Consider the following 24875-nt stretch of genomic DNA (forward strand, 5'->3'; position numbering starts at 1 on the left):
GGCCACCGGACGCGGCTAGACAGGGGACGCCCTGATCGGCGTTTTACAGCGCCCGCGTGCGCGCGGCGGCATGGTCAGCGGATGCCGTGTGCTTCAGCAGCACGGGCACGAGTTCGCCCGCAACCCGCATGCTCGACACGACGACCGTGCGCACGCCGCTGCCCTCGGTCAGCGCGCGCAGCGTTTCGCGCGTCGTCGCACGCGCCTCGATGCGCGGCTCGATCACGATCATTCCGCGGCAGCAGGCGGCGAGCGTCGGGCGATGGGTGCGCATCCACGCGGCGCGCAGGCGCGCGTCGTCGGCGGATTCGCTTTCGTCGTGCTCGGCCACCAGCACGAAAGGCGTCCCGAGCTTCACGAGGCGGCGCATCTGCGCGCTCCACGCGAATGCATAGCCGGGCTTCACGGCGCGCGGGCGCACGCGCACGAGCGGGAAACGGCTCGTGTCGAAGAGGCGCGCATCGAGCGCTGGCGCGGAAGTCGATGTCGGGAACAGGTCGGCGGCGGTCACTTCGTTCACAGTGGTTTCGGGCTCCAGTAGTTGAGCGCGGCAATGAGACTCGGCCAGCGGGATCGTCGCGGCACGACGCGCCGTTTCGGCAACGCGCGCGGCGCACGGCGCTTGTCCTGCTTCGGCGCGGGCGTGGGCGCGGCGGATGAATCGCCCCAGGCGCGGCGCGTCGTTTCGAGCACCTTCGCCGCGTTCGCAGCGATCGCGCGCGTCTCGCCTTGCGGGCCGCGCGTGCGCGCGTCGGATTCGGTGGTCATGTCGGCCCTCCTCATGTCGGTCCTCCATTCGTGATGCTCATTGTATTGAGAATCATTCTCACTTACAAGAGAAGAAAAAGCGCGCCGGAGCGCGCGCCTTATCGATGATTCCTCGTCACGGCAAGGTTTTGGACCGCGTCAGGCGCGGGCGCGCAGGAAGCGCGACAAAATGCCCGACGAATACGTCGCGGCAATCGAGGTGAGGAATTCGGCGAACGACGCGGGCGCGGCGGCGTCGGCGGTATCGGAGATGGTGCGCACGACCGCGCACGGCACGTCGTGCTCGTAGCAGACCTGCGCGATGGCCGCCCCTTCCATCTCGACGGCGAGCGCGTCCGGCAATGCGTCGCGCAGGGCGAAGAGCGCGTCATGGCTCGCGATGAAGCGATCGCCGCTCACGATGAGCCCGCGATGCACGCGCGGCGCGTTCACCGCGAAACGCGCCGACAGCGCGCGGCCCGCCTCGGCGATGAACGCGTCGGCAGCGGCGGCGAGCGCATCGGAAAAGGCGCGGTCGGCGTGAAAGTGCGAACGGTCCAGCAGCGGCACCTCGAAGCGCGGAAAGAGCGGCGATGCGTCGAGATCGTGCTGCATCAGCGCGTCCGCGACGACGATATCGCCCACCTGCACGTCGGCCCGCACGCCGCCCGCGACGCCCGTGAAGACGATCGCATCGGCCTCGAAAACGTGGATCAGCGCGCTCGCCGTCGCGGCCGCCGCCACCTTGCCGATGCGCGCGAGCGTCACGACGACAGGCAAGCCGTGCGCGTCGCCGACGTAATAATCGCGCCGGCCGAGCGTGACGGTGCGCACTTCGCCCGCCGCGCGCATCTGCGCGATCAGATCGCCCAGCTCCTGCGGCAACGCCGCCATGATGCCGAGCCGCTTCATTCGACGGCCTGCAGTTTCGCGACCGAGAGCGCGAGCCATTTCTCGCCGTGGCGCTTGAAGCGCACTTGGGCGCGCGCATCGCCGCCGGAGCCTTCGAGCGCGGTCACGGTACCTTCGCCGAACTTCGTGTGGAAGACCGCCTGGCCGACCTTGAAGCCCGCATCGGCGGCGCGCTGCTCGTTGGCGAACGACGGCAGCGCAGCGCTCGCGCCCTGATCGCGCGCATAGCCCGCGGCGCCGCCGCGTTCCTGTCCCGGACGCGCGAACCAGTCGCGGCCCCAGCCGGCGTTGTCCGAACGGCCGCCCCAGCGCGCGCCCGCTTCCATCTTCGGCGTGAGCCATTTGAGCGAGCCTTCGGGCAGTTCGTCGAAGAAACGGGAACGGATGTTGTAGCGCGTCTGCCCATGCAGCATGCGGCTTTGCGCGAACGACAGATAAAGCCGCTCCTTCGCGCGCGTGATCGCCACGTACATGAGACGGCGCTCTTCCTCCAGCCCGTCCGATTCCTGCGCGCTGTTCTCGTGCGGGAACAGCCCTTCTTCGAGACCGGTGATGAACACCGCCGTGAATTCGAGGCCCTTCGCCGCGTGCACGGTCATCAGTTGCACAGCGTCCTGGCCGGCTTGCGCCTGGTTGTCGCCGGCTTCGAGCGAGGCGTGCGACAGGAAACCGGCGAGCGGCGTCATGGTGTCGGGGTTTTGCGCGGGATCGGTGATGGTCGGCGCATCGAGCACTTCGATCTCGCCGTCCTCGCTGACGATCTCGGGCGCGGCCGTCGCGCCGGGGCGCAACGGAATCGAACGCGCGGGCGTGTCGAGGCCGTAGCCTTCTTCGCTGACGAACGCCGCCGCCGCGTTCACGAGTTCCTGCAAGTTCTCCAGCCGGTCCTGCCCTTCGCGCTCGGTTTCGTAGAACGCGGCGAGACCGCTCGCGCGCACGACGTATTCGACCGTTTCGGGCAGGCTCATCTGCTGCGTCTCGGCGCGCATCTTCGCGATGAGCGTCGCGAACGCGCCGAGGCTCGATCCCGCCTTGCCGGTGACATACGGCACGGCGGCGGCCATCGAACAGTTATAGAGACGCGCGGCGTCCGCCACCTGCTCGATGGAACGCGCGCCGATGCCCCGCGTCGGGAAATTGACAACGCGCGCGAACGCGGTGTCATCGTTCGGGTTGTCGATGAGGCGCAGATACGCGAGCGCGTGCTTCACTTCCTGACGCTCGAAAAAGCGCAAACCGCCATACACGCGATACGGAATGCCCGCGTTCACGAGCGTATGTTCGATCGTGCGCGACTGCGCGTTGCTCCGGTACAGCACCGCGACCTCGCCGCGTGCAACGCCCGTGTTGATGAGCGCCTTGATTTCCTCGACGATCCAGCCCGCTTCCTGCGAATCCGTCGCGGCCTCGTAGACGCGCACCGGCTCGCCGTGGCCCGCGTCGGTGCGCAGATTCTTGCCGAGCCGCCGCGCGTTGTTCGCGATCAGATAGTTCGCCGTGTCGAGAATATGGCCGTGCGAGCGGTAGTTCTGCTCCAGCTTGATGAGATTGCGCACGCGGAATTCGTTCTCGAAATCGCGCATGTTGCCGACGTTCGCGCCACGGAACGCGTAAATGGACTGGTCGTCGTCGCCCACGGCGAAGATCGCGTTGTGCTCGCCCGCGAGCAGCTTCAGCCACGCGTATTGCAGCTTGTTCGTGTCCTGAAACTCGTCGACGAGAATATTGCGGAAACGCGCCTGATAATGCGCGCGCAGCGGCAGATTGTGCGCAAGCAGTTCATGACAGCGCAACAGCAGTTCCGGAAAATCCACCACGCCTTCGCGCTGGCATTGCTGGTCGTAGGCTTCGTAAAGCTCGACGAACTTGCGATTGAACGCGTCGGTGGCATCGACGTCTTTCGGACGCAGACCCTGCTCCTTCGCGTTGTTGATGAAGTACTGGAGGTTCTTCGCCGGATACTTTTCGTCGTCGACGTTCAGGCCCTTCATCAGCCGCTTGATGGCCGAAAGCTGGTCCGATGTGTCGAGAATCTGGAAAGTCTGCGGCAGGCCGGCGTCGCGGTAATGCGCGCGCAGCATGCGGTTGCACAGGCCGTGAAAGGTGCCGATCCACATGCCGCGCGTATCGATGGGCAGCAAGGCGGACAGGCGCGCCATCATCTCGCGCGCGGCCTTGTTCGTGAAGGTCACGGCGAGCACGGTCGGCGGCGACGCGTAGCCCTGCTGGATCAGCCACGCGATGCGCGTAATGAGCACGCGCGTCTTGCCGCTGCCGGCGCCCGCGAGAATGAGCGCGGGCTCGTTCGGCAGCGTCACGGCGGCGAGTTGTTCGGGGTTCAGATTCGCGAGCAGGTCGGGCATGGGAAAGTCAGACGACGGAGAAACGGCGCTATCGGCGGGCCGACCATTATAAGACCGCGCCGATGGCAGCGTTTTTGCCCATCCTCTTCGACTAGGGGCCGAAAACGGCGGTCCGGCGTGTGGGAACCTTATAATTGGAGATTCCCTCGCATTTTTTCACGCTTTTTTCGGCAGATTTCACAATGAGCGACAACACGCTTGCCAAGAGCTTCGAGCCTCAAAATATCGAGTCCCAATGGGGCCCGGAATGGGAAAAGCGCGGTTACGCCGCGCCGACATTCCAGGAAGGCGCGAAGAATTTCTCCATCCAGTTGCCGCCGCCGAACGTCACCGGCACGCTGCACATGGGGCACGCGTTCAATCAGACCATCATGGATGGCCTCACGCGCTATCACCGCATGCTCGGCGAGAACACGCTGTGGGTGCCGGGCACGGACCACGCGGGCATCGCAACGCAGATCGTCGTCGAACGTCAGCTCGATGCGCAAGGCGTCTCGCGCCACGATCTCGGCCGCGAGGAGTTCCTCAAGCGCGTGTGGGCGTGGAAGCAGCAGTCCGGCTCGACCATCACGAATCAGGTGCGGCGCCTGGGCGCGTCGATCGACTGGTCGCGCGAATACTTCACGATGGACGACAAGATGTCGGCCGCCGTGCGCGATGTCTTCGTCACGCTCTACAAGCAAGGGCTCATCTACCGCGGCAAGCGTCTCGTGAACTGGGACCCGGTGCTGGGCACGGCGGTGTCCGATCTCGAAGTCGTGAGCGAGGAAGAGAACGGCAGCCTGTGGCACATCCAGTATCCGCTGCCGGACGGCTCGGGACATCTCACCGTGGCGACCACGCGCCCCGAAACCATGCTTGGGGATGTCGCCGTGATGGTGCATCCGGAAGACGAGCGTTACCGGCATCTGATCGGCAAGACGGTGGTGCTGCCGCTGTGCGATCGCGAAATCCCGGTCATCGCCGACGAATATGTCGATCGCGAGTTCGGCACCGGCGTTGTGAAGGTCACGCCCGCGCACGACTTCAACGACTACGCCGTCGGCCAGCGCCACAAGCTGCCGCAGATCGAAATCCTCACGCTCGACGCGAAGATCAACGACAACGCGCCGGCGAAGTATCGCGGCATGGATCGCTTCGAAGCACGCAAGGCCGTCGTGCAGGATCTCGAAGCGCTCGGCCTGCTCGACTCCGTGAAGCCGCACAAGCTGATGGTGCCGCGCGGCGATCGCACCAACGTGGTCATCGAGCCGATGCTCACCGACCAGTGGTTCGTCGCGATGAGCAAGGCCGCGCCGGAGGGCACGTTCAATCCGGGCAAGTCGATCACGGAAACCTCGCTCGATGTCGTGAAGAGCGGCCAGATCAAGTTCGTGCCGGAGAACTGGACGACCACGTACTATCAATGGCTCGAGAACATCCAGGACTGGTGCATCTCGCGCCAGCTCTGGTGGGGCCATCAGATTCCGGCGTGGTACGGCGAGAACGGCGAGATCTTCGTCGCGAAGACCGAGGAAGAAGCGCGCGCGGAAGCCGACGCGCAAGGCTACACCGGCGCATTGAAGCGCGATGAAGACGTGCTCGACACGTGGTTCTCGTCCGCGCTCGTGCCCTTCTCCTCGCTCGGCTGGCCGAACGAGACAAAGGAACTGAAGGCGTTCCTGCCGTCGTCGGTGCTGGTGACGGGCTTCGACATCATCTTCTTCTGGGTCGCCAGAATGGTGATGATGACCACGCATTTCACCGGCAAGGTGCCCTTCGACACCGTTTACGTGCACGGCCTCGTGCGCGACGCCGAAGGCCAGAAGATGTCGAAGAGCAAGGGCAACACGCTCGATCCGATCGATATCGTCGATGGCATCGATCTCGAAGCGCTCGTCGCGAAGCGCACGACGGGCCTCATGAATCCGAAGGCCGCCACGCAGATCGAAAAGAAGACGCGCAAGGAATTCCCCGACGGCATTCCGGCGTTCGGCACGGATGCGCTGCGCTTCACGATGGCCTCGATGGCCACGCTCGGCCGCAACGTCAACTTCGATCTCGCGCGTTGCGAGGGTTATCGCAACTTCTGCAACAAGCTCTGGAACGCCACGCGTTTCGTGCTGATGAATTGCGAAGGCCACGATTGCGGCTTCGCGAATCCGGGCGCGTGCAAGCCGGGCGATTGCGGTCCCGGCGGCTATACGGACTTTTCGCAGGCGGACCGCTGGATCGTGTCGCTGCTTCAGCGCACGGAGGCGGAAGTCGAGAAAGGCTTCGCGGACTATCGATTCGACAACGTCGCGAGCGCGATTTACAAATTCGTGTGGGACGAATACTGCGACTGGTATCTCGAACTCGCGAAGGTGCAGATTCAGACCGGCACGCCGGAACAGCAGACCGCGACGCGCCGCACGCTCCTGCGCGTGCTCGAAACGGTGCTGCGTCTTGCGCACCCGATCATTCCGTTCATCACGGAAGCGTTGTGGCAGAAGGTCGCGCCGTTGACCGACGCCTTCCCGCAGAGCGCCAACGAGGGCGAAGCGTCGATCATGACGCAGGCTTATCCGCGCGCGGAGCAGAAAAAGATCGATGAATCCGCCGAACAGTGGGCCGCCGAACTGAAGACTGTCATCGATGCATGTCGTAATCTGCGCGGCGAAATGAATCTGTCGCCCGCGGTGAAGGTGCCGCTGCTCGCGCACGGCGACGCGGCGCGCCTTACCGCATTCGCTCCGTATGTCGCCGCGCTCGCGCGCCTGTCCGACGTGAAGATCATCGACGACGAAGCCGCTCTCGACAAGGAAGCCCACGGCGCGCCCGTGGCGATCGTCGGAAGCAGCAAGCTGGTGTTGAAAGTCGAGATCGATGTCGCTGCGGAACGCGAGCGTCTGACGAAGGAAGTGGAGCGTCTGAACGCCGAGATTGGAAAATGTAACGCCAAGCTCGGTAATGAAAGCTTTGTTGCAAAAGCGCCGGCCGCTGTCGTTGAACAGGAGCGCAAAAGGCTGGCAGAATATGGAACCACTATCGAGAAGCTCCAGGCGCAATTATTGCGTCTGCCTGTCTGAATTGGAGGTTCGAATCGCTTGTCGATCCGCTCCGGTTGTCTCGACGTTCTAAATGATTTAAGAGGATCAGGGTCATCACATGCTAAAAGTTACCAAAGCGGTTTTCCCCGTCGCGGGTCTGGGCACGCGGTTTCTTCCCGCGACCAAGGCCAGCCCGAAGGAAATGCTGCCAGTCGTGGACAAGCCGCTGATTCAGTATGCGGTCGAAGAAGCAATGGCGGCCGGCATTACCGAAATGATCTTCGTCACCGGCCGCAGCAAGCGTGCCATCGAAGACCATTTCGACAAGTCCTATGAAATCGAAGCGGAGCTCGAAGCGCGCGGCAAGGACAAGCTGCTCGAACTCGTGCGCAGCATCAAGCCCAGCCATGTCGACTGCTTCTATGTGCGTCAGGCCGAAGCGCTCGGTCTCGGCCACGCCGTGCTGTGCGCGGAAAAGCTCGTCGGCGACAACCCGTTCGCCGTGATCCTCGCGGACGACCTGCTGTACGGCAAGCCGCCCGTGATGTCGCAGATGATCGAAGTCTTCGACCACTATCACAGCTCGGTCATCGGCGTCGAAGAGATCCCGCAGCAGGATTCGAAGTCGTACGGCATCATCGACGGCAAGGAATGGGAAGACAACATCTTCAAGCTGTCGGGCATCGTCGAGAAGCCGGAGCCGGCGGTCGCGCCGTCGAACCTGGGCGTGGTGGGCCGTTACGTGCTGAAGCCGCGCGTTTTCGATCACATCCGCGCGCTGAAGCCGGGCGCGGGCGGCGAACTGCAACTGACGGACGCGATTCAATCGCTGCTGTCGGACGAGCAAGTGCTCGCGTACAAGTATCACGGCACGCGTTTCGACTGCGGCAGCAAGCTGGGTTATTTGAAGGCGACGGTGGAATTCGCGCTGCGCCACCCGGAAGTGAAGCAGGAATTCGAGGAATATCTGCGCAATCGCGCGCCGATTCTCGAAGGCTGATTTTTCGCTTTCGCGTTAAAAACCCGTCACGCGTGACGGGTTTTTTTGTTTCTGCGCGCTGCTTTACCGTTTCAACGACGCCGCATCAGAAAGATGAACGTCTTGTCCTGCGCCGTCGATTCGACGATCTCGTTGCCGGTCTGCTTGGCGAACGCCGCGAAATCGCGCTGCGAACCCGGGTCCGTGGCGAGAACCTTCAGAATCTGGCCGCTCGTCATGTCCGCGAGCGCCTTCTTCGCCCGCAGAATCGGCAACGGGCAATTGAGCCCGCGCGCGTCGACTTCCTTGTGAACTTCCATCGCGATTGAACCTTTCCTTTGCCTGGGGATGAGCGGTCGTGAGGTTCGATTTTAACGCAGCGGTCATAAGTTCACCGGCTGCGCAGTCTCATACGCCTGCCGCATCGCGATGCCGATGCGCGCGCCATCCTCCAAGTTGAGAAACCTCTAGTTCATGCGTCACGACATTGAGGATAGCGTTCGTCTGCGAATTCCCATCAATTGCGCGGCGCGAAGCGGGCTTTCAGCTCGGCCGCCTTCGGGCCGGACTCGATCCGGAAGACTGGAAGCCTTTCGACGACGTAGGTTCCGGGGTCCGCGAGACTCCGCTACCGCGCGATCGTCCGAGACAGAAAGGAACGAACATGAGCAAGGTCGATACGCACGTTCGGCATGTGACGAAACCCGGAGCGAATCTGTTTGCCGAACTCGGTTTTTCGCCAGAGGAAGCGCGCCGATATCAAACCGAGTCGAAAGCGCTGATCAACCAGACGCTGACACTGAAGGAACAACTCATGGAGGAACTCGCGACCTGGATTGCCGCACATCATCTCAAGCAATCCGAAGCGGCCGAGATCCTCCATGTCACACGGCCTCGCGTATCGGACGTCGTGAACAAGAAGACAAGCAAGTTCACGATCGATACGCTGGTGGACATGCTTGCTCGCGTAGGCAAGCCGGTGAAGCTCGTCATCGGCTGACGACCCGCGTTCACAATTCCACCGCCTCCCCTCTCTCATACGCCTGCCGCATCGCGATGCCGATGCGCGTCGCTTCCCGCGCATCGTCGAGCGTCAGCCCCGTGGGCCTGCCTTCCGCCAGCAAAGCCACGAACGCCTGCGCCTCGCGCAAAAACGCATCCTCGAAACGCTCGAAGAACGTCGGCGTGCATGCGTTGCGCATGCCGCCCGCATCGGCGATCTCGACGCGGTTCGCTCGCGGATTGCGCCCCACCGACACCGCGCCCGCCGTGCCGATCACTTCCGTTTGCGTGTCGTGACCGTGCGCCATCGTGCGCGATGCGTAGAGCACCGCGAGCCGCCCGTCGTCGAACTCGATGGTGCCCACGCCGTTATCGATGTCTCCGCACGCACGCAGGCCTTCGTGAATCGCGATCGTCCCGCTCGCGTACACGCGCTTCGGCTTCGGATTGCCGAGCAGCCAGCGCGCGAGATCGATGTCGTGCACGCTGCAATCGAGAAAGAGCCCGCCCGATGTCGGCGCGAAACGCACGAAAAAGCCATCGGGATCGTTCTTGTCGCAGGTCTGCGAGCGCACCATGAACGGCCTGCCGATGACGCCGTTCGCAATGCTATCGAAGGCATCGCGATAGCTCGCATCGAAGCGTCGCACGAAGCCGATCATCACCTGCAGATGCGGATGACGCGCGGCCTCCTCGATCACGGCGTCGCATTCGGCGAGATCGAGCGACAGCGGCTTCTCGCAGAACACATGCTTGCCCGCGCGCAACGCGGCGATGATCTGCCGCGCGTGCAGCGATGTCGGCGTGACGAGCCACACGGCATCGATCGACGCATCGGCGAGCATGGCATCGTAATCGGCGTGAAGCGTCAGTTCGGGCAGGCTCGACGACGCCCACTCGCGCTCTTCCTGAACCGGACTGCACGCCGCGACGAGCGCAGCGCCCGGCACATGCCACGCGAGATTCGCGGCATGGCGCCGCCCGAGCCGCCCCAATCCGGCAATACCCACGCGCACCGTTTTCATGCGACGTGCTCCGCGAGATTCACAATGCGTTTCTCGCGCCACGACACGCTCGCGGCTTCGGCAAGTTCCAGCGCTTTCAGGCCATCCGCGACTGTCGTGCGCACCGGCTTGGCGTTAGTGACCGCATCGAAGAAATGCGCGATTTCCGCCGCGTACGCCGCACGATAGCGCTCGAGAAAGAACGCCTCGGGAACGTCGCTGGACACGGCCGTCTTCGTGTACGACGTGACTTCCGTCGGCCGCACGTTGCCCGCCTGCAGCATGCCGCGACTGCCGAGCAACTCGAAGCGCTGATCGTAGCCATACGCCGCGCGCCGCGCCGTGTTGATCTGGCACAGCCGCCCGCGCTTCGTGCGGATCGTCACCGCCGTCGAATCGATGTCGCCCGCCTCGGCGATCGCCGGATCGGCGAGGCAACTGCCCGTCGCGTGCAGCGTCTCGGCTTCGTCGTCGAGAATCCAGCGGAAGATGTCGAAGTCGTGGATCAGCATGTCCTTGAAGATGCCGCCCGAGTGCCTGATGTACTCGACCGGCGGCGCGCCCGGATCGCGGCTCGTGACGATCAGCATTTCCGGATCGCCGATCTCGCCCGCATCGATGCGCGCCTTCAACGCGGCAAAGGTCGGATCGAAACGTCGCTGAAAGCCGATCATGCAGACGACGCCCGCCTTCGCGACTGCATCGGCGCATGCACGGGCCCGCTCGATCGTCAGATCCACGGGCTTCTCGCAGAACACGTGCTTGCCCTGCGCCGCCGACGCCTGAATCAGATCGGCATGCGTATCCGTGCTCGAACACACGACCGTCGCGCCGATGGACGCATCGCCCATCGCGCCGTCGATATCCGCCACTTGCGCGCCATGCAAAGCAGCCAGCGCCGCCGCCGCTTCCCTGTTCACATCGACAACATAACGAAGCCGCACGCCCGGCTGCCGCGCGAGATTGGCCGCGTGAATCTTGCCGATGCGCCCCGCGCCGAACACCGCCACATCAATCGTCATAGCCACCTGTCTCCCTGGATTCCTCGACGTTCAATTCGAGCCGGTACGCGAGCGCGATGAACAGCGCCTGGCACAGGCAAATGGTGCTCGTGAGCGAACGGAAGGCGAACGCGCTGCCCTCCTTCACGAGCAGGCTCGCGCTCGCGTGGCGCGCGAGCGGCGAAAGCTGGCTGTCGGTGATGACGAGGGTTGCCGCGCCCTGATGCTGCGCCGCGCGCACGCAATATTGCGTTTCCTTGCCGTAGGGCGCGAAGCTGATCGCGACCACCACGTCCCCCTTCTTCACGCTGCGGACCTGCTCTCGGAACATGCCGCCGAAGCCCGAAATCAGATGCACGCGTTTCTTCGTGTGCTGCAAGGCATAGACGATGTAGCTCGCCACCGCGAACGAGCGTCGCACGCCGATCACATAGATGTTTTCCGCCTGCGACAGCATGTCGACGGCGGCTTCGAACTGCGCGTCGTCGAGACCGGCGGCGAGTTCGTCGAGACCCGTGCGGCTCGCCGCGATAAACTCGCGCGCCACCGACACGCCCGAGGCCTCGCCGGCCTTTTCGTCGATGAGCTTGCGTATGCGCTGCTGATAGCTCTGCTGCGAGCCGCCGCCGCCCGCGTACGCCTGCCGGAACACGGCCTGAAGGTCGGAGAAGCCGGAAAACCCGAAGCGCTGCGCAAAACGCACGACCGCCGATGCATGCACGCCGCACGCGCTCGCGATATCGCTCGTGCGGTCCATCATCACGCTTGGGCGGTGCTGCTCGATATAGGTCGCCACGCTCTTCAACTGGCGCGGCAAGGAATCGTATGCATCGGTGATCCGCTGCATCAGTTCGTCGACGCTCTGCACGTCGGTGCTGGCTTCATCCATCACAGGCTCTTGTTCGATGTTCGTCGTGCAACCGATTATAGGAAGGCGGCAAGCAAATTGGAATGTATTTTCCATTTGTCGCACACATGAAATTTCTATTGCAGAGCACCGAAAACTGACCTACTCTTGGTCGTGAGCACGGAGCACGACGCTGCGGCTCGCGGGAACATCACACCAAACAACAACCGAGATAGGTGGAGACAATGACCCTTTGCAACGGTCGGGCCGCGCTACGCGCGCTGGTGGCTGCTGCTGCGTTCTGCAGCGCGGCGATGATGGCGGCGAGTCCCGCTCACGCGGCGCCCGACGCGAAGTTCGTGCTGATCAGCCACGCGCCGGACTCCGATTCGTGGTGGAACACCATCAAGAACGCGATCAAGCAGGCCGACGAAGACTTCAACGTGCAAACCGATTACCGCAATCCGCCGAACGGCGATATCGCGGACATGTCGCGCCTGATCGAGCAGGCGGCCGCGCGCAATTACGACGGCGTCATCACCACCATTGCGGACTTCGACGTGCTGAAGAGCGCGATCAACAAAGTGACCGCGAAGAAGATTCCGCTCGTGACGATCAACTCGGGCACCGAAGAACAAAGCGCGCAGCTCGGCGCGATCATGCACGTCGGGCAGCCGGAATATGTCGCGGGCAAGGCCGCCGGCGAGAAGGCGAAAGCCGCGGGCGTGAAGTCGTTCCTGTGCGTGAACCACATCGCGACGAACACGGTGTCGTTCGATCGATGCAAGGGCTTCGCGGATGCGCTCGGCATCGACTACAAAGCCTCGACGCTCGATTCGGGACAGGACCCGACCGAGATCCAGTCGAAGGTGTCGGCGTATCTGCGCAACCATCCGGACACGCAGGCGATCCTCACGCTCGGACCCACGCCCGCTTCGGCGACGCTCAAGGCCGTGGTGCAAATGGGCCTGCAAAACAAGGTCTATTTCGTGACCTTCGACTTCTCCGATGACATCGCCAAGGCGATCAAGGACGGCACGATCAAGTTCGCCATCGACCAGCAGCCGTATCTGCAAGGCTATATCCCGGTGGCGGTGCTCGCGATCGCGAAGAAGGAGCACACCACCGATCCGGCGAAGATCCGTCAGATTCTCGAAGCCAATCCGAAGTTCAAGGCGCGCCTCGACACCTACGGATTGCAGCCGTCGTACGGTCCGAAGAACATCCGCTCGGGGCCGGGCTTCATCACCAAGGAAAACCTCGACAAGGTCGTGAAGTACGCGGGCCAATATCGTTGATCACCTTCGGGCGGTGTTGCTGACGCCGCCCGCTTTCATCAAAGACGTATCGCTCTCTATGCACTTCTGCGTCCGTTCGCGGACGCGGCAGGCACCTGCACGTACGTATCAAGGAGACATCATGGGCGTAGCCGGAAAACACTATCCGCCACACGCGAACGCTGAAACCACCGATGCGGTCAAGCCTTCCGACGAGCGTGTGCGGCGGCAATCGTGGTTCGGCCATTTGCTGAACCGGCCGGAATTCGCGGCGATTTCCGGCACCGTGCTCGTGTTTCTCGTGTTCGGCTTCGCCGCCGGATCGTCGGGCATGTTCAATCTCGACGGCGTGATGAACTGGTCGCAAGTGGCCGCCTATCTCGGCCTGCTCGCGGTCGGCGCGTGCCTCCTGATGATCGCGGGCGAGTTCGACTTGTCCATCGGCTCGATGATCGGCTTCGCGGGCATGATGGTCGCGCTGCCGTCGGTCTATTTCCATTGGCCGATCTCCGTGTCGATTCTCTTCGCCTTCGTCATGTCGATGCTGCTCGGCGCGCTGAACGGCTATCTCGTGATGAAAACGCGCCTGCCCTCGTTCATCGTCACGCTCGCGTTTCTCTTCATTCTGCGCGGACTGACGCTCGCGTTGTCGATCATGTTCGCCGACCGCACGATCATTTCCGGCGTCGGCGATCTCGCGCAGAACGATGCGATCGCCAACACGCTCTTTCATGGCGTCGCGTTTCATGGCGTGTTCACGTGGCTCGCGCACATGGGCGTCGGCAAATTGCTCGACAGCGGCGAGCCGCTCGTGCCGGGCATTCCGAAGGTCATCATCTGGTGGATCGTGCTGGCGGCGATCTGCGCGTTCGTGCTCGCGAAGACGCGCTACGGCAACTGGATTCTCGCCGTCGGCGGCGATGCGAATGCCGCGAAGAACGTCGGCGTGCCGGTGAAGCGCGTGAAAATTTCGCTCTTCGTGCTGACCGCGTTCTGCTCGTGCCTGTTCGCCGTGCTGCAAGTGTGCGATATCGGTTCCGCGGCGGCCGACCGTGGCCTGCAGAAGGAATTCGAGGCGATCATCGCGGCGGTCATCGGCGGCACCTTGCTCACGGGCGGTTATGGATCGGTGGTCGGCGCATGCTTTGGCGCGCTGATCTTCGGCGTCGTGCAGATCGGCATCACCTACACGAACGTGAGCTCGGACTGGTTCCGCGTGTTCCTCGGCGTGATGCTGCTGATCGCCGTGCTCTTCAATCACTACGTGCGCCGCCGCGTTTCACAGGCGCAATGAGGAGAAGCGACATGAACGACGACAACATCCTCGCCCTCGAAAACGTCAGCAAGTATTTCGGCAAGGTGATCGCGCTGAACGGCGTCACCCTGCGCCTGAAGCGCGGCGAAGTGCATTGCCTGCTCGGCGATAACGGCGCGGGCAAGTCCACGCTCATCAAGACGCTGGCGGGCGTGCACCAGCCCTCTTCCGGCGACTATCTCGTCGATGGCGCGCCCGTGCATTTCGATTCGCCGAAGGAAGCGCTCGATCTCGGCATCGCGACCGTATATCAGGATCTCGCGCTCGTGCCGCTGCTTTCTGTCGCCCGCAATTTCTTCATGGGCCGCGAGCCGCAGAAAAAGCGCTTCGGCATCAGCGTGATGGATCTCGATCTCGCCGCCGAGACCTCGCGCGCGAAGCTCGCGGAAATGGGCATCAACGTGCGCGATCCGCATCAGCCGATCGGCACGATGTCGGGCGGCGAAAAGCAGTGTCTCGCAATCGCGCGCGCGATTCACTTCGGCGCGCGCGTGCTGATTCTCGACGAACCGACCGCCGCGCTCGGCGTGAAGCAGAGCTTCAACGTGCTGAAGCTCATTCACAAGGCGCGCGAAAAAGGCATCTCGGTGATCTTCATCACGCACAACGTCCATCATGCCTACCCCATCGGCGATTCGTTCACGCTGCTCAATCGCGGCCGTTCGATGGGCACGTTCACGAAGGACACCATCAGCAAGAACGAGGTGCTCGACATGATGGCGGGCGGCGCGGAGATGCAGCAGATGATGAGCGAACTCGAAGGCGCGACGATCTGAGGACTATCCAGCATGCCAACCACTTCCCGTTTTGCTCCTGATCGCGCGCGCGACATCGTCTGTCTCGGGCGCATCGCCGTCGATCTGTATGCGCAGCAGGTCGGCGCGCGGCTCGAAGACGTATCGACGTTCGCCAAGTATCTCGGCGGTTCGTCGGCGAACATCGCGTTCGGATGCGCGCGGCTCGGCCTGAACGCATCGATGCTCGCGCGCGTCGGCAACGATCACATGGGACGCTTTCTCACGGAGACGCTCGAACGCGAAGGCTGCGACACGAGCCACCTGCGCATCGATCGCGACCGGCTCACGGGGCTCGTGCTGCTCGGCCTCGAAGATCGCGACACGTTTCCGCTCGTGTTCTATCGCGAGAACTGCGCGGACATGGCCGTCGATGAAAGCGATTTCGACGAAGCGTATATCGCGTCGTCGAAGGCGCTGCTCATCACCGGCACGCATTTCTCGACGGAACAGGTGAACCGCACGAGCCGCCGCGCGCTGGAATACGCGCGACGCAACGATGTGCGCACGATTCTCGACATCGACTATCGCCCGGTGCTGTGGGGGCTCACCGGCAAGGCCGACGGCGAGACGCGCTTCGTCGCGAACGAAGGCGTGACCGCGCATTTGCAGCGCATTCTGCCGCTGATGGATCTCGTCATCGGCACGGAAGAAGAGTTTCGCATCGCGGGCGGCAAGGACCGGCTCGCCGATGCGCTCGCGATGGTCCGCAAGGTCACGGGCGCGACGCTCATCGTGAAGCGCGGGCCGCTCGGCTGCTCGATCATCGAGGGCGGTGTGCCCGCCTCCATCGACGATGCGCCGATCCACGGCGGCGTCGAAGTCGAAGTGCTCAACGTGCTCGGCGCGGGCGATGCGTTCGCATCGGGCTTTCTCTCCGGATGGCTGCGCGATGCGCCGCTCGAAGCCTGCGCGCGCGCGGCCAATGCGTGCGGCGCGCTCGTCGTGTCGCGTCACGGCTGCGCGCCCGCGATGCCCACGCCCGCCGAACTCGATTACTTCCTTCAGGCCGCGAAAGAAGACCCCATACGCATGCGCCGTCCCGATCGCGACACGACGCTCGCGCGGCTGCATCGCGTGAGCCCGAAGCGCCGGCAATGGGATGAAGTGCTCGGCTTCGCATTCGATCATCGCAATCAGTTCTTCGAACTCGCGCAGCAGACGGGCGCGAGCGACACGCGCATCGCCACGCTCAAGAATCTGTTCGTCGAAGCCGTGGCGCAGACGGAGCAGGAGCGCGGGCTCGAAGGGCGTATCGGCGTGCTGATCGACGATCGTTACGGCCAGGACGCATTGAACGCCGCAACGGGACGCGGCTGGTGGATCGGGCGTCCGGTGGAACTGCCCGGCTCGATGCCGCTCGTCTTCGATCATGGCCGCTCGGTCGGCACGACGCTCGTGCAATGGCCGCGCGAACAGGTCGTGAAGTGTCTCGTGCAATATCACCCCGATCATCCGCATGACGTGCGCCTCGAACAGGAAGCGCAGTTGCGCGCGCTGTACAACGCCGTGCAGGAAAGCGGCCATGAACTGCTGCTCGAAGTGATCGCGCCGAAGAACGGTCCGCCCGTTGAGGAGGACACGGTGTATCGCGCGTTGAAGCGTCTTTACAACCTCGGCATCTATCCGGACTGGTGGAAGCTCGAACCGATGAGCGCGCGGCAATGGCAAGCCATCGATGCGCTGATCGCCGAACGCGACACATATTGCCGCGGCGTCGTGCTGCTGGGTTTGTCCGCGGGCGTCGAGCAGTTGCGCGATGGCTTCAGGGCTGCGGCGGCATCGACAACGTGCAAGGGCTTCACGGTCGGGCGCACGATCTTTCATGAGCCGAGTCATGCGTGGCTCGCGAACGAGATCGACGACAACGAACTCATCGCGCGCGTGCGCCGCACGTTCGAAGCGTTGATCGGCGCGTGGCGCGACGCGCGTTCGTCGCCGGATGAAGCGCATGTCACACAGGAGCAAGCCGCATGAACCAGCGCGCAATGCAAACGGAGACCGCCGTGCAATCGACCATTCGGCTGACCGCCGCGCAGGCGCTCGTGCGCTATCTCGCGGCACAACGCACGGAGCATGGCGAGCCGCTTTTCGGCGGCGTGTTCGCGATCTTCGGGCATGGCAATGTCGCGGGCATCGGCGAGGCGCTGTATCGGCATCGCGATGCATTGCCGACGTATCGCGCGCACAACGAGCAGGCCATGGCGCACAGTGCGATCGCGTATGCGAAGGCGCACATGCGCCGCCGCATGATGGCGGTGACGACGTCCATCGGTCCGGGCGCGACCAATCTCGTCACGGCCGCGGCGCTCGCGCATGTGAACCGCTTGCCGGTGCTCTTGCTGCCGGGCGATATCTTCGTGTCGCGCGCGCCCGATCCCGTGCTTCAGCAAGTCGAGGATGGTCACGATGGCGGCGTATCCGCGAACGATGCGTTGAAGGCCGTATCGCGTTACTTCGATCGCATCATGCATCCCGCGCAATTGCTGAGCGCCTTGCCGCGCGCGATACGCGTGCTGACGGACGCGGCACTGTGCGGTCCTGTCACGCTCGCGCTGCCGCAGGACGTGCAGGCGATGGCGTATGACTTCCCTGCTTTGTTCTTCGAGCCGCGCGTCGCGGCGATTCACGCCCCCGCGCCGGTGCCGCGCGAGATCGAGCAGGCCGCCGCGATCTTGCGTGAAGCGCGCGAGCCCTTGATCGTGTCGGGCGGCGGCGTCTTGTATAGCCTCGCGAGCGACGCGATGCGCGCGTTCGCTCACAAACATGGCGTGCCTGTTGCCGAAACGCAGGCGGGCAAAGGCGCGCTCGCATGGGACGATGCGTTGAACGTCGGCGGCATCGGCGTGACGGGTTCATCCGAGGCGAACGAACTCGCGCATGCGAGCGATTGCGTGCTCGCGCTCGGCACGCGTTTGCAGGACTTCACGACCGGCTCGAACACGCTTTTCACGCAGGCGCGGCTTATCGCGATCAACGCGAATCCGTTCGACGCGCTGAAGCAGAACGCGATGGCGGTGCAAGCGGATGTGCGCGCCGCGCTGGAAGCGCTCTCGGCGGCGCTCGGCGACTGGCATGCCTCGCCGCAATGGACGACGCGCGCGCACCGGCTCGCGAACGAATGGCGCGAGACGGTTGCGCGCGTGACGAATACGCCGCTCGCCGATGGCGTCTTGCCGCGCGAAGCGGACGTGATCGGTGCGGTGCAACGGTCTTCGGCTTCATCGGCTGGTGAGGACATCGTCGTGTGCGCGGCCGGCACCTTGCCGGCCGACTTGCAGAAGCTGTGGCGCGTTGCCGGGCCGGGCGGCTATCACGTCGAATATGGCTATTCGTGCATGGGCTATGAAATCGCAGGCGGACTCGGCGTGAAGCTCGCGCGGCCGGAGCGCGAGGTCATCGTGATGGTCGGCGATGGCAGCTATCTGATGATGAATAGCGAGCTTGCGACTTCCGTGATGCTTGGCGCGAAGGTGATCGTGGTGTTGCTCGATAACCGCGGGTTTGGCTGCATTAATCGCTTGCAGAGGGCTTGTGGGGGGGCGCCGTTCAATAACCTCCTCGATGATTGCAAGCAGGGTTCGTTAGGCGCGCCGCGGGTGGATTTCGCGATGCATGCGAGATCGCTGGGGGCGCTGGCTGAGCATGTTTCCAGTCTGGATGAATTGCAGGCTGCGATGATGCGGGCGCGGGGGGCGGATCGGAGTTATTTGATTTCTATCGATACGGATGCGGCTCGGCCTACCGAGGAGGGGGGGTGGTGGTGGGAAGTGGCTGTGCCTGAGGTTTCTGATCGGAGTGATGTTGTGGGGGCTCGGGAGGCGTATGAGAGGGCTTTGCGAGCGCGTGGGGCTTGAGGTTTTTTTGATTTTTGGGCTGCTATGGAATCCTGCTTTCTTGTCGGTTTATTAGCACTGCCCCTCCCCGGGGCGGGGGTAACTTTCTTTGCTGCTGCAAAGAAAGTCACCAAAGAAAGCAGCTTCTCACCGCCCGCAGTCACACGCACGTTGGCCATTCTTCTCCTCCGGGAACGGCCCTCGCCTAAAGAGTGCCCTCACAGGCCCAATCGGGCTTGGATCGCGCACGGTCTGACAAGCCAGTGCGCGAAGCGCGCTGGCCCAGCACGAAATAGCACCGGCACAGCGCTACGCGCTGCCGTCGGGTATACCGGGAAACCCACGCATACCCGATTAACCCATCGGCCGCGAAGCGGGCCGGAGCTTGAAATGGCTGTACCAGTTTGTTAAGCGGCGCGATGTGACAGACCGTGCGCGATCCAAGCCCGGTTGGGCCTATGGGGGCACTCTTTAGGCGAGTGCCCCCTTGGAGGAGAAAAGTGGCCAACGTGCGTGTGACCGCGGGCGGTGACAAAGCTGCTTTCTTTGGTGACTTTCTTTGCAGCAGCAAAGAAAGTTACCCCCGCCCCGGGGAGGGGCAGTGCCAATAGACCGACACGAAAACAAGTTCCACGACCCCGAAGACACAAAAGGCCGAAGAAAATGAAAGTCCGCATAGGCATCAACCCACTCTCGTGGATGAACGACGATCTCCCTTCCCTCGGCGGCGAAACACCCCTCTCCACCGCCTTAACCGAGGGCAAACAAATCGGCTATGAAGGTTTCGAGCTAGGCAACAAGTTCCCCCGCGACCCGCAAGCGCTAAAAACGCTGCTGCAAGAATACGACTTGGCGCTCGTCTCCGGCTGGTACTCCGGCAGACTGGCAGAACGCAGCGCGGAAGAAGAAATCGAGGCAGTCGCCAAACACCTCGACCTGCTGCAAAAAAACGGCGCAACAGTAATGGTCTACGGCGAAGTAGCGAACTCGATCCAGGGCGCGCCACGCCCCCTCTACCAGCGCCCCCGCTTCTTCTCGGAAGCGCAATGGACGGCATACGCCGAGCGCCTGAACCGCTTCGCCGAATTTACGCTCTCGCGCGGCGTGCGCGTGGCCTATCATCATCATATGGGCGCGTATGTCGAAACGCCCGCCGATGTCGATCGCCTCATGGCGCTCACCAACGATGCGGTAGGCCTGCTGTTCGACGCGGGCCACATCACGTTCGCGGGCGGCGACGCCCTCGCCGTGCTGCAAAAGCACATCGCACGCGTGTGCCACGTGCATTGCAAGGACGTGCGCCCGGAGATCGTGAAGCTCGCGCGCAACCGCAACTGGAGCTTTCTCGATGCGGTCATCAACGGCGCGTTCACCGTGCCGGGCGATGGCGCCGTCGATTATCCGGGCATCGTCGCGTGTCTCGCGAAGCACGATTACGAAGGCTGGCTCGTCGTGGAGGCAGAACAGGATCCGGTGATCGCACCGAGCTACGCCTATGCCGACAAGGGCTATCGCACCTTGCGCGCGCTCGTCGACAAGCCATACAAGGAGGCAGCATGAGCCTGCTAGTGAAAGCATCGCGCGAGGAGCAGACCATCGCGCGCGTCACACCCGATTCCGCGGGCTGGAAGCATGTCGGCTTCGCGGCGTATCGCCTGAACGCGGGCGATGTCGTGCATGTCTACGACGCGGATCGCGAAAGCTGCATCGTCGTGCTGACAGGCACGGTGAGCGTCGAAGCCGGCGACGAGCACTGGCCGTCGATCGGCACGCGCGACAGCGTGTTCGAAGACGCCGCGCCCTACGCGGTCTACGTGCCGCCGAAGCTCGCCGCGATCGTGCACGCCGAGCGCGATGCGGAAATCGCCGTGGCGAGCGCGCCCGCGAAAGGCGACTTCCCGCCGCGTCTCATCGAACCGGCGCAGATGAAGCGCTCCACGCGCGGCCGCAACGCCAATACGCGCTACGTATGCGACATTCTTCCGCAAACCGAAGCGGCCGAGTCGCTGCTCGTGGTGGAAGTGCGCACGCCGGGCGGGCATGCATCGAGCTATCCGCCGCACAAGCACGATCGGGACAACGTGCCGCTCGAAAGCGCGCTGGAAGAGACCTACTACCATCGATTGAATCCGCCGCAAGGCTTCGCGTTTCAGCGCGTCTATACCGACGAACGCGATCTCGACGAAACCATGACCGTCGAGGATCACGATGTCGTGATGGTGCCGCGCGGCTATCATCCGGTCGTCGTGCCGTATGGATACGACAACTACTATCTGAACGTGATGGCGGGCGACAAGCGCACGTGGCATTTCAAGAACGATCCGAAGCATGAATGGATCGTGGAGCGGGACAGCAAGGCGTCGTCGTCCTAGCCGACAAAAAGCCATTCGCGCATGACCTGCGCGTCGCGCGCGAAGGCCTCGATCGGACCGTCGAACCGTATCGCCCCATGCCCCATTACGGCGACGCGCGCATCGAGCATGCGCGCGATGGTCAGGCGCTCTTCGATCAGCAGCATCGCGACGCCGCGTTCGCGCAGCGTCTTCAGACACGCGGCCACTTGCGCGAGCACGTGCGGCGCGAGCCCTTCGCCGGGTTCGTCGATGACCACGAACGACGGATCGCCCGCCAGCGTGCGCGCAAGCGCGAGCATCTGCTGTTCGCCGCCCGAGAGCAAACCGGCTTTCACCGCTGCGCGCGCTTCCAGCGCCGGAAACAGGCGATACGCTTCATGCGTCGTGAAGCGCGTGCCCTTTCTTTCGCCGAGCAAGAGGTTCTCGCGCACCGTCAGCGCGGGGAACACGTCGCGCGTTTCGGGCACATAGCCGATGCCCAGTCGCGCGATCCGGTACGGCCGCAAGCCGACCAACCGCACATCGCGATAACGCATGTCGCCTTCGCAGCGCACGAGGCCCATGATGGCCTTCGCGAGCGTCGAACGCCCCGAACCGTTACGGCCGGCGAGCGCCACCGCTTCCCCTTCGCCGATGACGAGATTCACGCCGTGCAGCACTTGCGCCGCGCCGTACCACGCACGTAAGTTCTCGATGCACAAGCTCATGTCGCCGCCCCGCCGAGATAAGCGTCCTGCACGTCGGGATTCGCGCGAATCGCTGCGGGCGTGCCGGTGGCGATCACGCGCCCTTGCACCAGCACCGAGATGCGATCCGCGAGACCGAACACCGCGTCCATGTCGTGCTCGATCACGAGCAGCGTGCGCGCTTGCGTCGTCGCGCGAATCAGGGCGAGCGCGCGCGTGGCTTCCGCGCGATTCATGCCGGCGGTCGGTTCGTCGAGCAGGATGATGGGCGCGTCGGTCGCGAGCGCGATGCCCAGATCGAGCGCGCGCTGCTCCGCATAAGTGAGCCGCGCGGCGCGTTCGTTGGCGCGTTCGGCCAGGCCGATCGCATCGAGCATCGCGCGCGCGCGTTCATCGATATGTCTCGATGGCAGCCATTTATCGATGAAGCGCGCGGACGCCGCGCCGAGCGCCGCGCAACGAAGGTTGTCGAGCACGGACATCGCGCCGAACACGCTGGTCGTCTGGAAACTGCGCGCGAGCGTTCGCGAGACCCGCTGCGGCGATTGATGGGTCACATCGATGCCGTTCGCGACGATGCGCCCCGCGTCGGGCCGCGCGCGCCCCGAAATCAGATCGAAGAGCGTGGACTTTCCCGCGCCGTTCGGCCCGATGAGCGCATGCCGCTCGCCCGCCGCGACGTGCAGATCGACGCCGTGCAACACGCGCGTCGCACCGAAGCGCTTGACGACGCCGTGCACGTCGAGCGCGGCGTTCATCGCGCGGGCCTCGTGCGGCGGGCGAGCCAGACACCGAGCAGCGCGCACGGCAACGCGACAAGCCACATCGCATCCTGTCGATGCGCGTACAGCGACTCGACGACGATCACCACCGCCGCGCCCCACGCGATCCCGCTGACGAGCCCGAAGCACAAGGCCCTCGCATCGCGCCTGAAAAGCCCGACGACGCCCTCGGGCGCGGCAACGACCACCCACATGAAGAAGAGCCCGAGATACATCGGCCACGCGGCGGTGACGCTCGCCACGGCGACGCTGAAGAAAGTCAGCAGCACCGCTCCGGCAACGGGACCGAGGAACGCGCCCGCGCCGCCGATCACCGTCGCGACGAGCACGCTCGTCGAATGCGCAAGGCCGACGCTTTCCGCCGACACCAGTTCGACGTTGATCAACGCCAGCACGCCCGCGATGCCCGCGAAGAACGCCGACACGACGAGCATGGCGAGACGCACGCGCGCCGGCGCGAAGCCGATCGCGGCGGCGCGCGCGGGGTTGTCGCGCACGGCGTTGGCGAGACGGCACATCGGCGTGCGCGAGAACGCGAACATCGCGAGCGCGGAGATCACGCACCAGCACGCGATCAGCGCATACGCCTCGGCAAGCGGCCCGAAGGTCCACGCGAAGAACGGCGGCCCGCTCGCGCGATCGATCGTCACGCCGCCCTCGCCGCCGAACCAGCCCGGCACGAGCCACACGCACGCGGCGACGAGCTCGCCCAGACCGAGCGTGATCATCGCGAAGGCCGTGCCCGCGCGCTGCGTCGACATCGCGCCGAAGACGACGGCAACGAGCATCGCCGCCACGCCGCCGATGACCGGCAGGAGCGGCAACGGCACGCCGAAGCGATTGAACACCTGCGCGGCGGCGAATGCGCCGAGACCCGAATACACCGCGTGCCCGAACGACAGCAAGCCCGTCTCGCCGAGCAGCAGGTTGTAGGAAAGCGCGAAGACGATGAGCGTCGCCGTTTGCGCGAGATACGCGAGCAGCCACGATTGATCGAAGACGAGCGGCGGCAGCGCAAGCGCGAACGCACACACGAGCGCGAGCGCGATGAACTTACGCATCGCGCGTGCGCTCGCCGAAGAGTCCGCGCGGGCGCAGCGCCAGCATCGCGACGAGCAGCAGATACGGCAGCACGGGCGCGAGTTGCGCGACGGTCAGCCCCGCCCACGCGTCCGGCAAGGTCACGCCGAACGATGCGGCCATGCTTCCCGCCGACGCGCTCGCACCCACCGCGAAAGTCTGCACGCAGCCAACGAGCAGCGAAGCCGCCAGCGCGCCCGAGAGCGAGCCGAGACCGCCGATCACCACGACGACGAACACGATCGGGCCGACCGCATCGGCCATTCCGGGCTCGATGACGGCAAGCGGCGCGCCGATCACACCACCTGCCGCGGCGAGTGCGGCCCCGACGGCGAAGACCATCGTGAACACGCGCGGCACATCGTGACCGAGCGTTTCCACCGTGGCGGGATGCGTCAGCGCCGCGCGCACGACGAGGCCGGTCTTCGAGATGCGCAGCACGAGCCAGAGCGCGGCGAGCATCGCGATGGCGACCGCCATCATGAACACGCGATAGCGCGCGAACGACGCGCCGAAGAGCGTGAAAAGCGCACCGTCGAGCACGCGCGGAACAGTCGCGGGCACGGGACCGAGCCCCCAGACGAGCTTCACGCCCTCGCCGATCACGATGGCCGCGCCGAAGGTCAGCAGCATTTCCGCGAGCGCGCCGCGCGCATGCACGCGTCTTAACAGCAGACGTTCGAACCCTGCGCCCGCCACGCCGACCACGAGCGGCGCGCCGATCAACGCGAGCCAGAAGCCGCCATACGCGGCGAGCGCCTGCCCGGCATACGCGCCGAGCATGTAGAAGCTGGCGTGCGCGAAGTTCAGCACGCCGAGCATCGAGAAGATCAGCGTGAGGCCGGCGGACAGCATGAAGAGCAGCAATCCCACGCTCACGCCGTT

The 24875-nt window shown here is 64.2% G+C and carries 22 protein-coding genes; 10 read left to right on the forward strand and 12 right to left on the reverse strand.

All coding sequences use genetic code 11. From position 1 onward, the window contains the following. Positions 1 to 43: 43 nt before the first annotated feature. The 4 genes from AWB70_RS24590 to AWB70_RS24605 all read right to left on the reverse strand — a co-directional run bounded on the left by AWB70_RS24590 (position 44) and on the right by AWB70_RS24605 (position 4022). Positions 44 to 520, reverse strand: a complete 477-nt coding sequence (locus AWB70_RS24590; protein WP_235024340.1) for a hypothetical protein — start codon at positions 518 to 520, stop codon at positions 44 to 46. Next, positions 517 to 768, reverse strand: a complete 252-nt coding sequence (locus AWB70_RS24595) for a hypothetical protein (protein ID WP_053568484.1) — start codon at positions 766 to 768, stop codon at positions 517 to 519. Before AWB70_RS24595 ends, AWB70_RS24590 begins: the two co-directional genes overlap by 4 nt. Before the next feature lie 138 nt (positions 769 to 906). Beyond that, complete coding sequence (locus tag AWB70_RS24600) at positions 907 to 1659, reverse strand: 5'-methylthioadenosine/adenosylhomocysteine nucleosidase (protein WP_053568485.1); 753 nt, start codon at positions 1657 to 1659, stop codon at positions 907 to 909. Further along, positions 1656 to 4022 (reverse strand): UvrD-helicase domain-containing protein, encoded by a 2367-nt coding sequence (locus AWB70_RS24605; protein ID WP_053568486.1) that lies wholly within the window; start codon positions 4020 to 4022, stop codon positions 1656 to 1658. Before AWB70_RS24605 ends, AWB70_RS24600 begins: the two co-directional genes overlap by 4 nt. 182 nt (positions 4023 to 4204) lie before the next feature. Between AWB70_RS24605 and AWB70_RS24610 the strand changes: the two genes are divergently transcribed. Together AWB70_RS24610 and galU are read left to right on the forward strand one after the other, a co-directional pair. Then, on the forward strand, positions 4205 to 7072 hold the full coding sequence (locus AWB70_RS24610; protein ID WP_053568545.1) for a valine--tRNA ligase: 2868 nt from the start codon (positions 4205 to 4207) through the stop codon (positions 7070 to 7072). Positions 7073 to 7151: 79 nt separating this feature from the next. Continuing rightward, the gene (gene galU / locus AWB70_RS24615) at positions 7152 to 8033 is read left to right on the forward strand and encodes a UTP--glucose-1-phosphate uridylyltransferase GalU (RefSeq protein ID WP_014191873.1); all 882 of its coding nucleotides are present in this window, start codon (positions 7152 to 7154) and stop codon (positions 8031 to 8033) included. Positions 8034 to 8104: 71 nt separating this feature from the next. Here galU and AWB70_RS24620 read toward each other — a convergent pair whose 3' ends face one another. Beyond that, a complete protein-coding gene (locus tag AWB70_RS24620; RefSeq protein WP_008341954.1) occupies positions 8105 to 8332 on the reverse strand; it encodes a sulfurtransferase TusA family protein in 228 nt (75 codons plus the stop codon). 344 nt (positions 8333 to 8676) lie between these two features. Here AWB70_RS24620 and AWB70_RS24625 point away from each other — a divergent pair, with 344 nt between their 5' ends. Next, complete coding sequence (locus tag AWB70_RS24625; protein ID WP_053568487.1) at positions 8677 to 9012, forward strand: helix-turn-helix domain-containing protein; 336 nt, start codon at positions 8677 to 8679, stop codon at positions 9010 to 9012. Positions 9013 to 9022: 10 nt separating this feature from the next. Here the strand turns inward: AWB70_RS24625 and AWB70_RS24630 are convergent, their stop codons facing one another. The 3 genes from AWB70_RS24630 to AWB70_RS24640 are packed head-to-tail and all read right to left on the reverse strand — an operon-like array spanning position 9023 to position 11908. Beyond that, complete coding sequence (locus AWB70_RS24630; protein ID WP_053568488.1) at positions 9023 to 10039, reverse strand: Gfo/Idh/MocA family oxidoreductase; 1017 nt, start codon at positions 10037 to 10039, stop codon at positions 9023 to 9025. Beyond that, complete coding sequence (gene iolG, locus AWB70_RS24635) at positions 10036 to 11040, reverse strand: inositol 2-dehydrogenase (protein WP_053568489.1); 1005 nt, start codon at positions 11038 to 11040, stop codon at positions 10036 to 10038. Before iolG ends, AWB70_RS24630 begins: the two co-directional genes overlap by 4 nt. Further along, on the reverse strand, positions 11030 to 11908 hold the full coding sequence (locus AWB70_RS24640; protein ID WP_053568490.1) for a MurR/RpiR family transcriptional regulator: 879 nt from the start codon (positions 11906 to 11908) through the stop codon (positions 11030 to 11032). Before AWB70_RS24640 ends, iolG begins: the two co-directional genes overlap by 11 nt. 203 nt (positions 11909 to 12111) lie before the next feature. Here AWB70_RS24640 and AWB70_RS24645 point away from each other — a divergent pair, with 203 nt between their 5' ends. The 7 genes from AWB70_RS24645 (at position 12112) to iolB (ending at position 21460) form a co-directional block, all read left to right on the forward strand. After that, the gene (locus tag AWB70_RS24645; protein WP_014191877.1) at positions 12112 to 13164 is read left to right on the forward strand and encodes a sugar ABC transporter substrate-binding protein; all 1053 of its coding nucleotides are present in this window, start codon (positions 12112 to 12114) and stop codon (positions 13162 to 13164) included. A 121-nt stretch (positions 13165 to 13285) separates the two neighbouring features. After that, the gene (locus AWB70_RS24650; RefSeq protein WP_053568491.1) at positions 13286 to 14437 is read left to right on the forward strand and encodes an ABC transporter permease; all 1152 of its coding nucleotides are present in this window, start codon (positions 13286 to 13288) and stop codon (positions 14435 to 14437) included. Positions 14438 to 14448: 11 nt separating this feature from the next. Next, positions 14449 to 15234: an ATP-binding cassette domain-containing protein gene (locus tag AWB70_RS24655; protein WP_041730532.1), complete on the forward strand. Its 786-nt coding sequence runs from the start codon at positions 14449 to 14451 to the stop codon at positions 15232 to 15234. 12 nt (positions 15235 to 15246) lie between these two features. Further along, positions 15247 to 17229: a bifunctional 5-dehydro-2-deoxygluconokinase/5-dehydro-2-deoxyphosphogluconate aldolase gene (locus AWB70_RS24660; protein WP_053568492.1), complete on the forward strand. Its 1983-nt coding sequence runs from the start codon at positions 15247 to 15249 to the stop codon at positions 17227 to 17229. Continuing rightward, a complete protein-coding gene (gene iolD, locus AWB70_RS24665; RefSeq protein WP_053568493.1) occupies positions 17226 to 19109 on the forward strand; it encodes a 3D-(3,5/4)-trihydroxycyclohexane-1,2-dione acylhydrolase (decyclizing) in 1884 nt (627 codons plus the stop codon). The genes AWB70_RS24660 and iolD overlap by 4 nt, the downstream gene beginning before the upstream one ends. Before the next feature lie 642 nt (positions 19110 to 19751). Further along, positions 19752 to 20648 (forward strand): myo-inosose-2 dehydratase, encoded by an 897-nt coding sequence (iolE, locus tag AWB70_RS24675; protein ID WP_053568494.1) that lies wholly within the window; start codon positions 19752 to 19754, stop codon positions 20646 to 20648. Then, positions 20645 to 21460: a 5-deoxy-glucuronate isomerase gene (iolB, locus tag AWB70_RS24680; protein ID WP_045450822.1), complete on the forward strand. Its 816-nt coding sequence runs from the start codon at positions 20645 to 20647 to the stop codon at positions 21458 to 21460. The genes iolE and iolB overlap by 4 nt, the downstream gene beginning before the upstream one ends. Here iolB and AWB70_RS24685 read toward each other — a convergent pair. Genes AWB70_RS24685 through AWB70_RS24700 form a run of 4 tightly spaced genes read right to left on the reverse strand, consistent with a single transcriptional unit; the run spans position 21457 to position 24845 of the window. Further along, positions 21457 to 22149 (reverse strand): ABC transporter ATP-binding protein, encoded by a 693-nt coding sequence (locus AWB70_RS24685; protein ID WP_053568495.1) that lies wholly within the window; start codon positions 22147 to 22149, stop codon positions 21457 to 21459. The genes iolB and AWB70_RS24685 overlap by 4 nt on opposite strands. Beyond that, the gene (locus AWB70_RS24690) at positions 22146 to 22886 is read right to left on the reverse strand and encodes an ABC transporter ATP-binding protein (RefSeq protein ID WP_053568496.1); all 741 of its coding nucleotides are present in this window, start codon (positions 22884 to 22886) and stop codon (positions 22146 to 22148) included. Before AWB70_RS24690 ends, AWB70_RS24685 begins: the two co-directional genes overlap by 4 nt. Next, positions 22883 to 23971 (reverse strand): branched-chain amino acid ABC transporter permease, encoded by a 1089-nt coding sequence (locus AWB70_RS24695; protein ID WP_053568497.1) that lies wholly within the window; start codon positions 23969 to 23971, stop codon positions 22883 to 22885. The genes AWB70_RS24690 and AWB70_RS24695 overlap by 4 nt, the downstream gene beginning before the upstream one ends. Next, on the reverse strand, positions 23964 to 24845 hold the full coding sequence (locus AWB70_RS24700; protein ID WP_053568546.1) for a branched-chain amino acid ABC transporter permease: 882 nt from the start codon (positions 24843 to 24845) through the stop codon (positions 23964 to 23966). Before AWB70_RS24700 ends, AWB70_RS24695 begins: the two co-directional genes overlap by 8 nt. Positions 24846 to 24875 lie beyond the last annotated feature (30 nt).

The organism is Caballeronia cordobensis (genome assembly GCF_001544575.2).
Taxonomy (GTDB): domain Bacteria; phylum Pseudomonadota; class Gammaproteobacteria; order Burkholderiales; family Burkholderiaceae; genus Caballeronia; species Caballeronia cordobensis.

Excerpts from the sequence above, each read along its gene's own strand:
- AWB70_RS24625 (WP_053568487.1), top strand. The coding sequence starts at position 8,677 with ATGAGCAAGGTCGATACGCACGTTCGGCATGTGACGAAACCCGGAGCG.
- galU (WP_014191873.1), top strand. The coding sequence starts at position 7,152 with ATGCTAAAAGTTACCAAAGCGGTTTTCCCCGTCGCGGGTCTGGGCACG.
- AWB70_RS24655 (WP_041730532.1), top strand. The coding sequence starts at position 14,449 with ATGAACGACGACAACATCCTCGCCCTCGAAAACGTCAGCAAGTATTTC.
- AWB70_RS24600 (WP_053568485.1), bottom strand. The coding sequence starts at position 1,659 with ATGAAGCGGCTCGGCATCATGGCGGCGTTGCCGCAGGAGCTGGGCGAT.
- AWB70_RS24595 (WP_053568484.1), bottom strand. The coding sequence starts at position 768 with ATGACCACCGAATCCGACGCGCGCACGCGCGGCCCGCAAGGCGAGACG.
- AWB70_RS24650 (WP_053568491.1), top strand. The coding sequence starts at position 13,286 with ATGGGCGTAGCCGGAAAACACTATCCGCCACACGCGAACGCTGAAACC.
- AWB70_RS24700 (WP_053568546.1), bottom strand. The coding sequence starts at position 24,845 with ATGCTGTCCGCCGGCCTCACGCTGATCTTCTCGATGCTCGGCGTGCTG.
- AWB70_RS24685 (WP_053568495.1), bottom strand. The coding sequence starts at position 22,149 with ATGAGCTTGTGCATCGAGAACTTACGTGCGTGGTACGGCGCGGCGCAA.
- iolD (WP_053568493.1), top strand. The coding sequence starts at position 17,226 with ATGAACCAGCGCGCAATGCAAACGGAGACCGCCGTGCAATCGACCATT.
- iolG (WP_053568489.1), bottom strand. The coding sequence starts at position 11,040 with ATGACGATTGATGTGGCGGTGTTCGGCGCGGGGCGCATCGGCAAGATT.
- iolE (WP_053568494.1), top strand. The coding sequence starts at position 19,752 with ATGAAAGTCCGCATAGGCATCAACCCACTCTCGTGGATGAACGACGAT.
- iolB (WP_045450822.1), top strand. The coding sequence starts at position 20,645 with ATGAGCCTGCTAGTGAAAGCATCGCGCGAGGAGCAGACCATCGCGCGC.
- AWB70_RS24640 (WP_053568490.1), bottom strand. The coding sequence starts at position 11,908 with ATGGATGAAGCCAGCACCGACGTGCAGAGCGTCGACGAACTGATGCAG.
- AWB70_RS24690 (WP_053568496.1), bottom strand. The coding sequence starts at position 22,886 with ATGAACGCCGCGCTCGACGTGCACGGCGTCGTCAAGCGCTTCGGTGCG.
- AWB70_RS24610 (WP_053568545.1), top strand. The coding sequence starts at position 4,205 with ATGAGCGACAACACGCTTGCCAAGAGCTTCGAGCCTCAAAATATCGAG.
- AWB70_RS24630 (WP_053568488.1), bottom strand. The coding sequence starts at position 10,039 with ATGAAAACGGTGCGCGTGGGTATTGCCGGATTGGGGCGGCTCGGGCGG.
- AWB70_RS24645 (WP_014191877.1), top strand. The coding sequence starts at position 12,112 with ATGACCCTTTGCAACGGTCGGGCCGCGCTACGCGCGCTGGTGGCTGCT.
- AWB70_RS24695 (WP_053568497.1), bottom strand. The coding sequence starts at position 23,971 with ATGCGTAAGTTCATCGCGCTCGCGCTCGTGTGTGCGTTCGCGCTTGCG.
- AWB70_RS24605 (WP_053568486.1), bottom strand. The coding sequence starts at position 4,022 with ATGCCCGACCTGCTCGCGAATCTGAACCCCGAACAACTCGCCGCCGTG.
- AWB70_RS24620 (WP_008341954.1), bottom strand. The coding sequence starts at position 8,332 with ATGGAAGTTCACAAGGAAGTCGACGCGCGCGGGCTCAATTGCCCGTTG.
- AWB70_RS24660 (WP_053568492.1), top strand. The coding sequence starts at position 15,247 with ATGCCAACCACTTCCCGTTTTGCTCCTGATCGCGCGCGCGACATCGTC.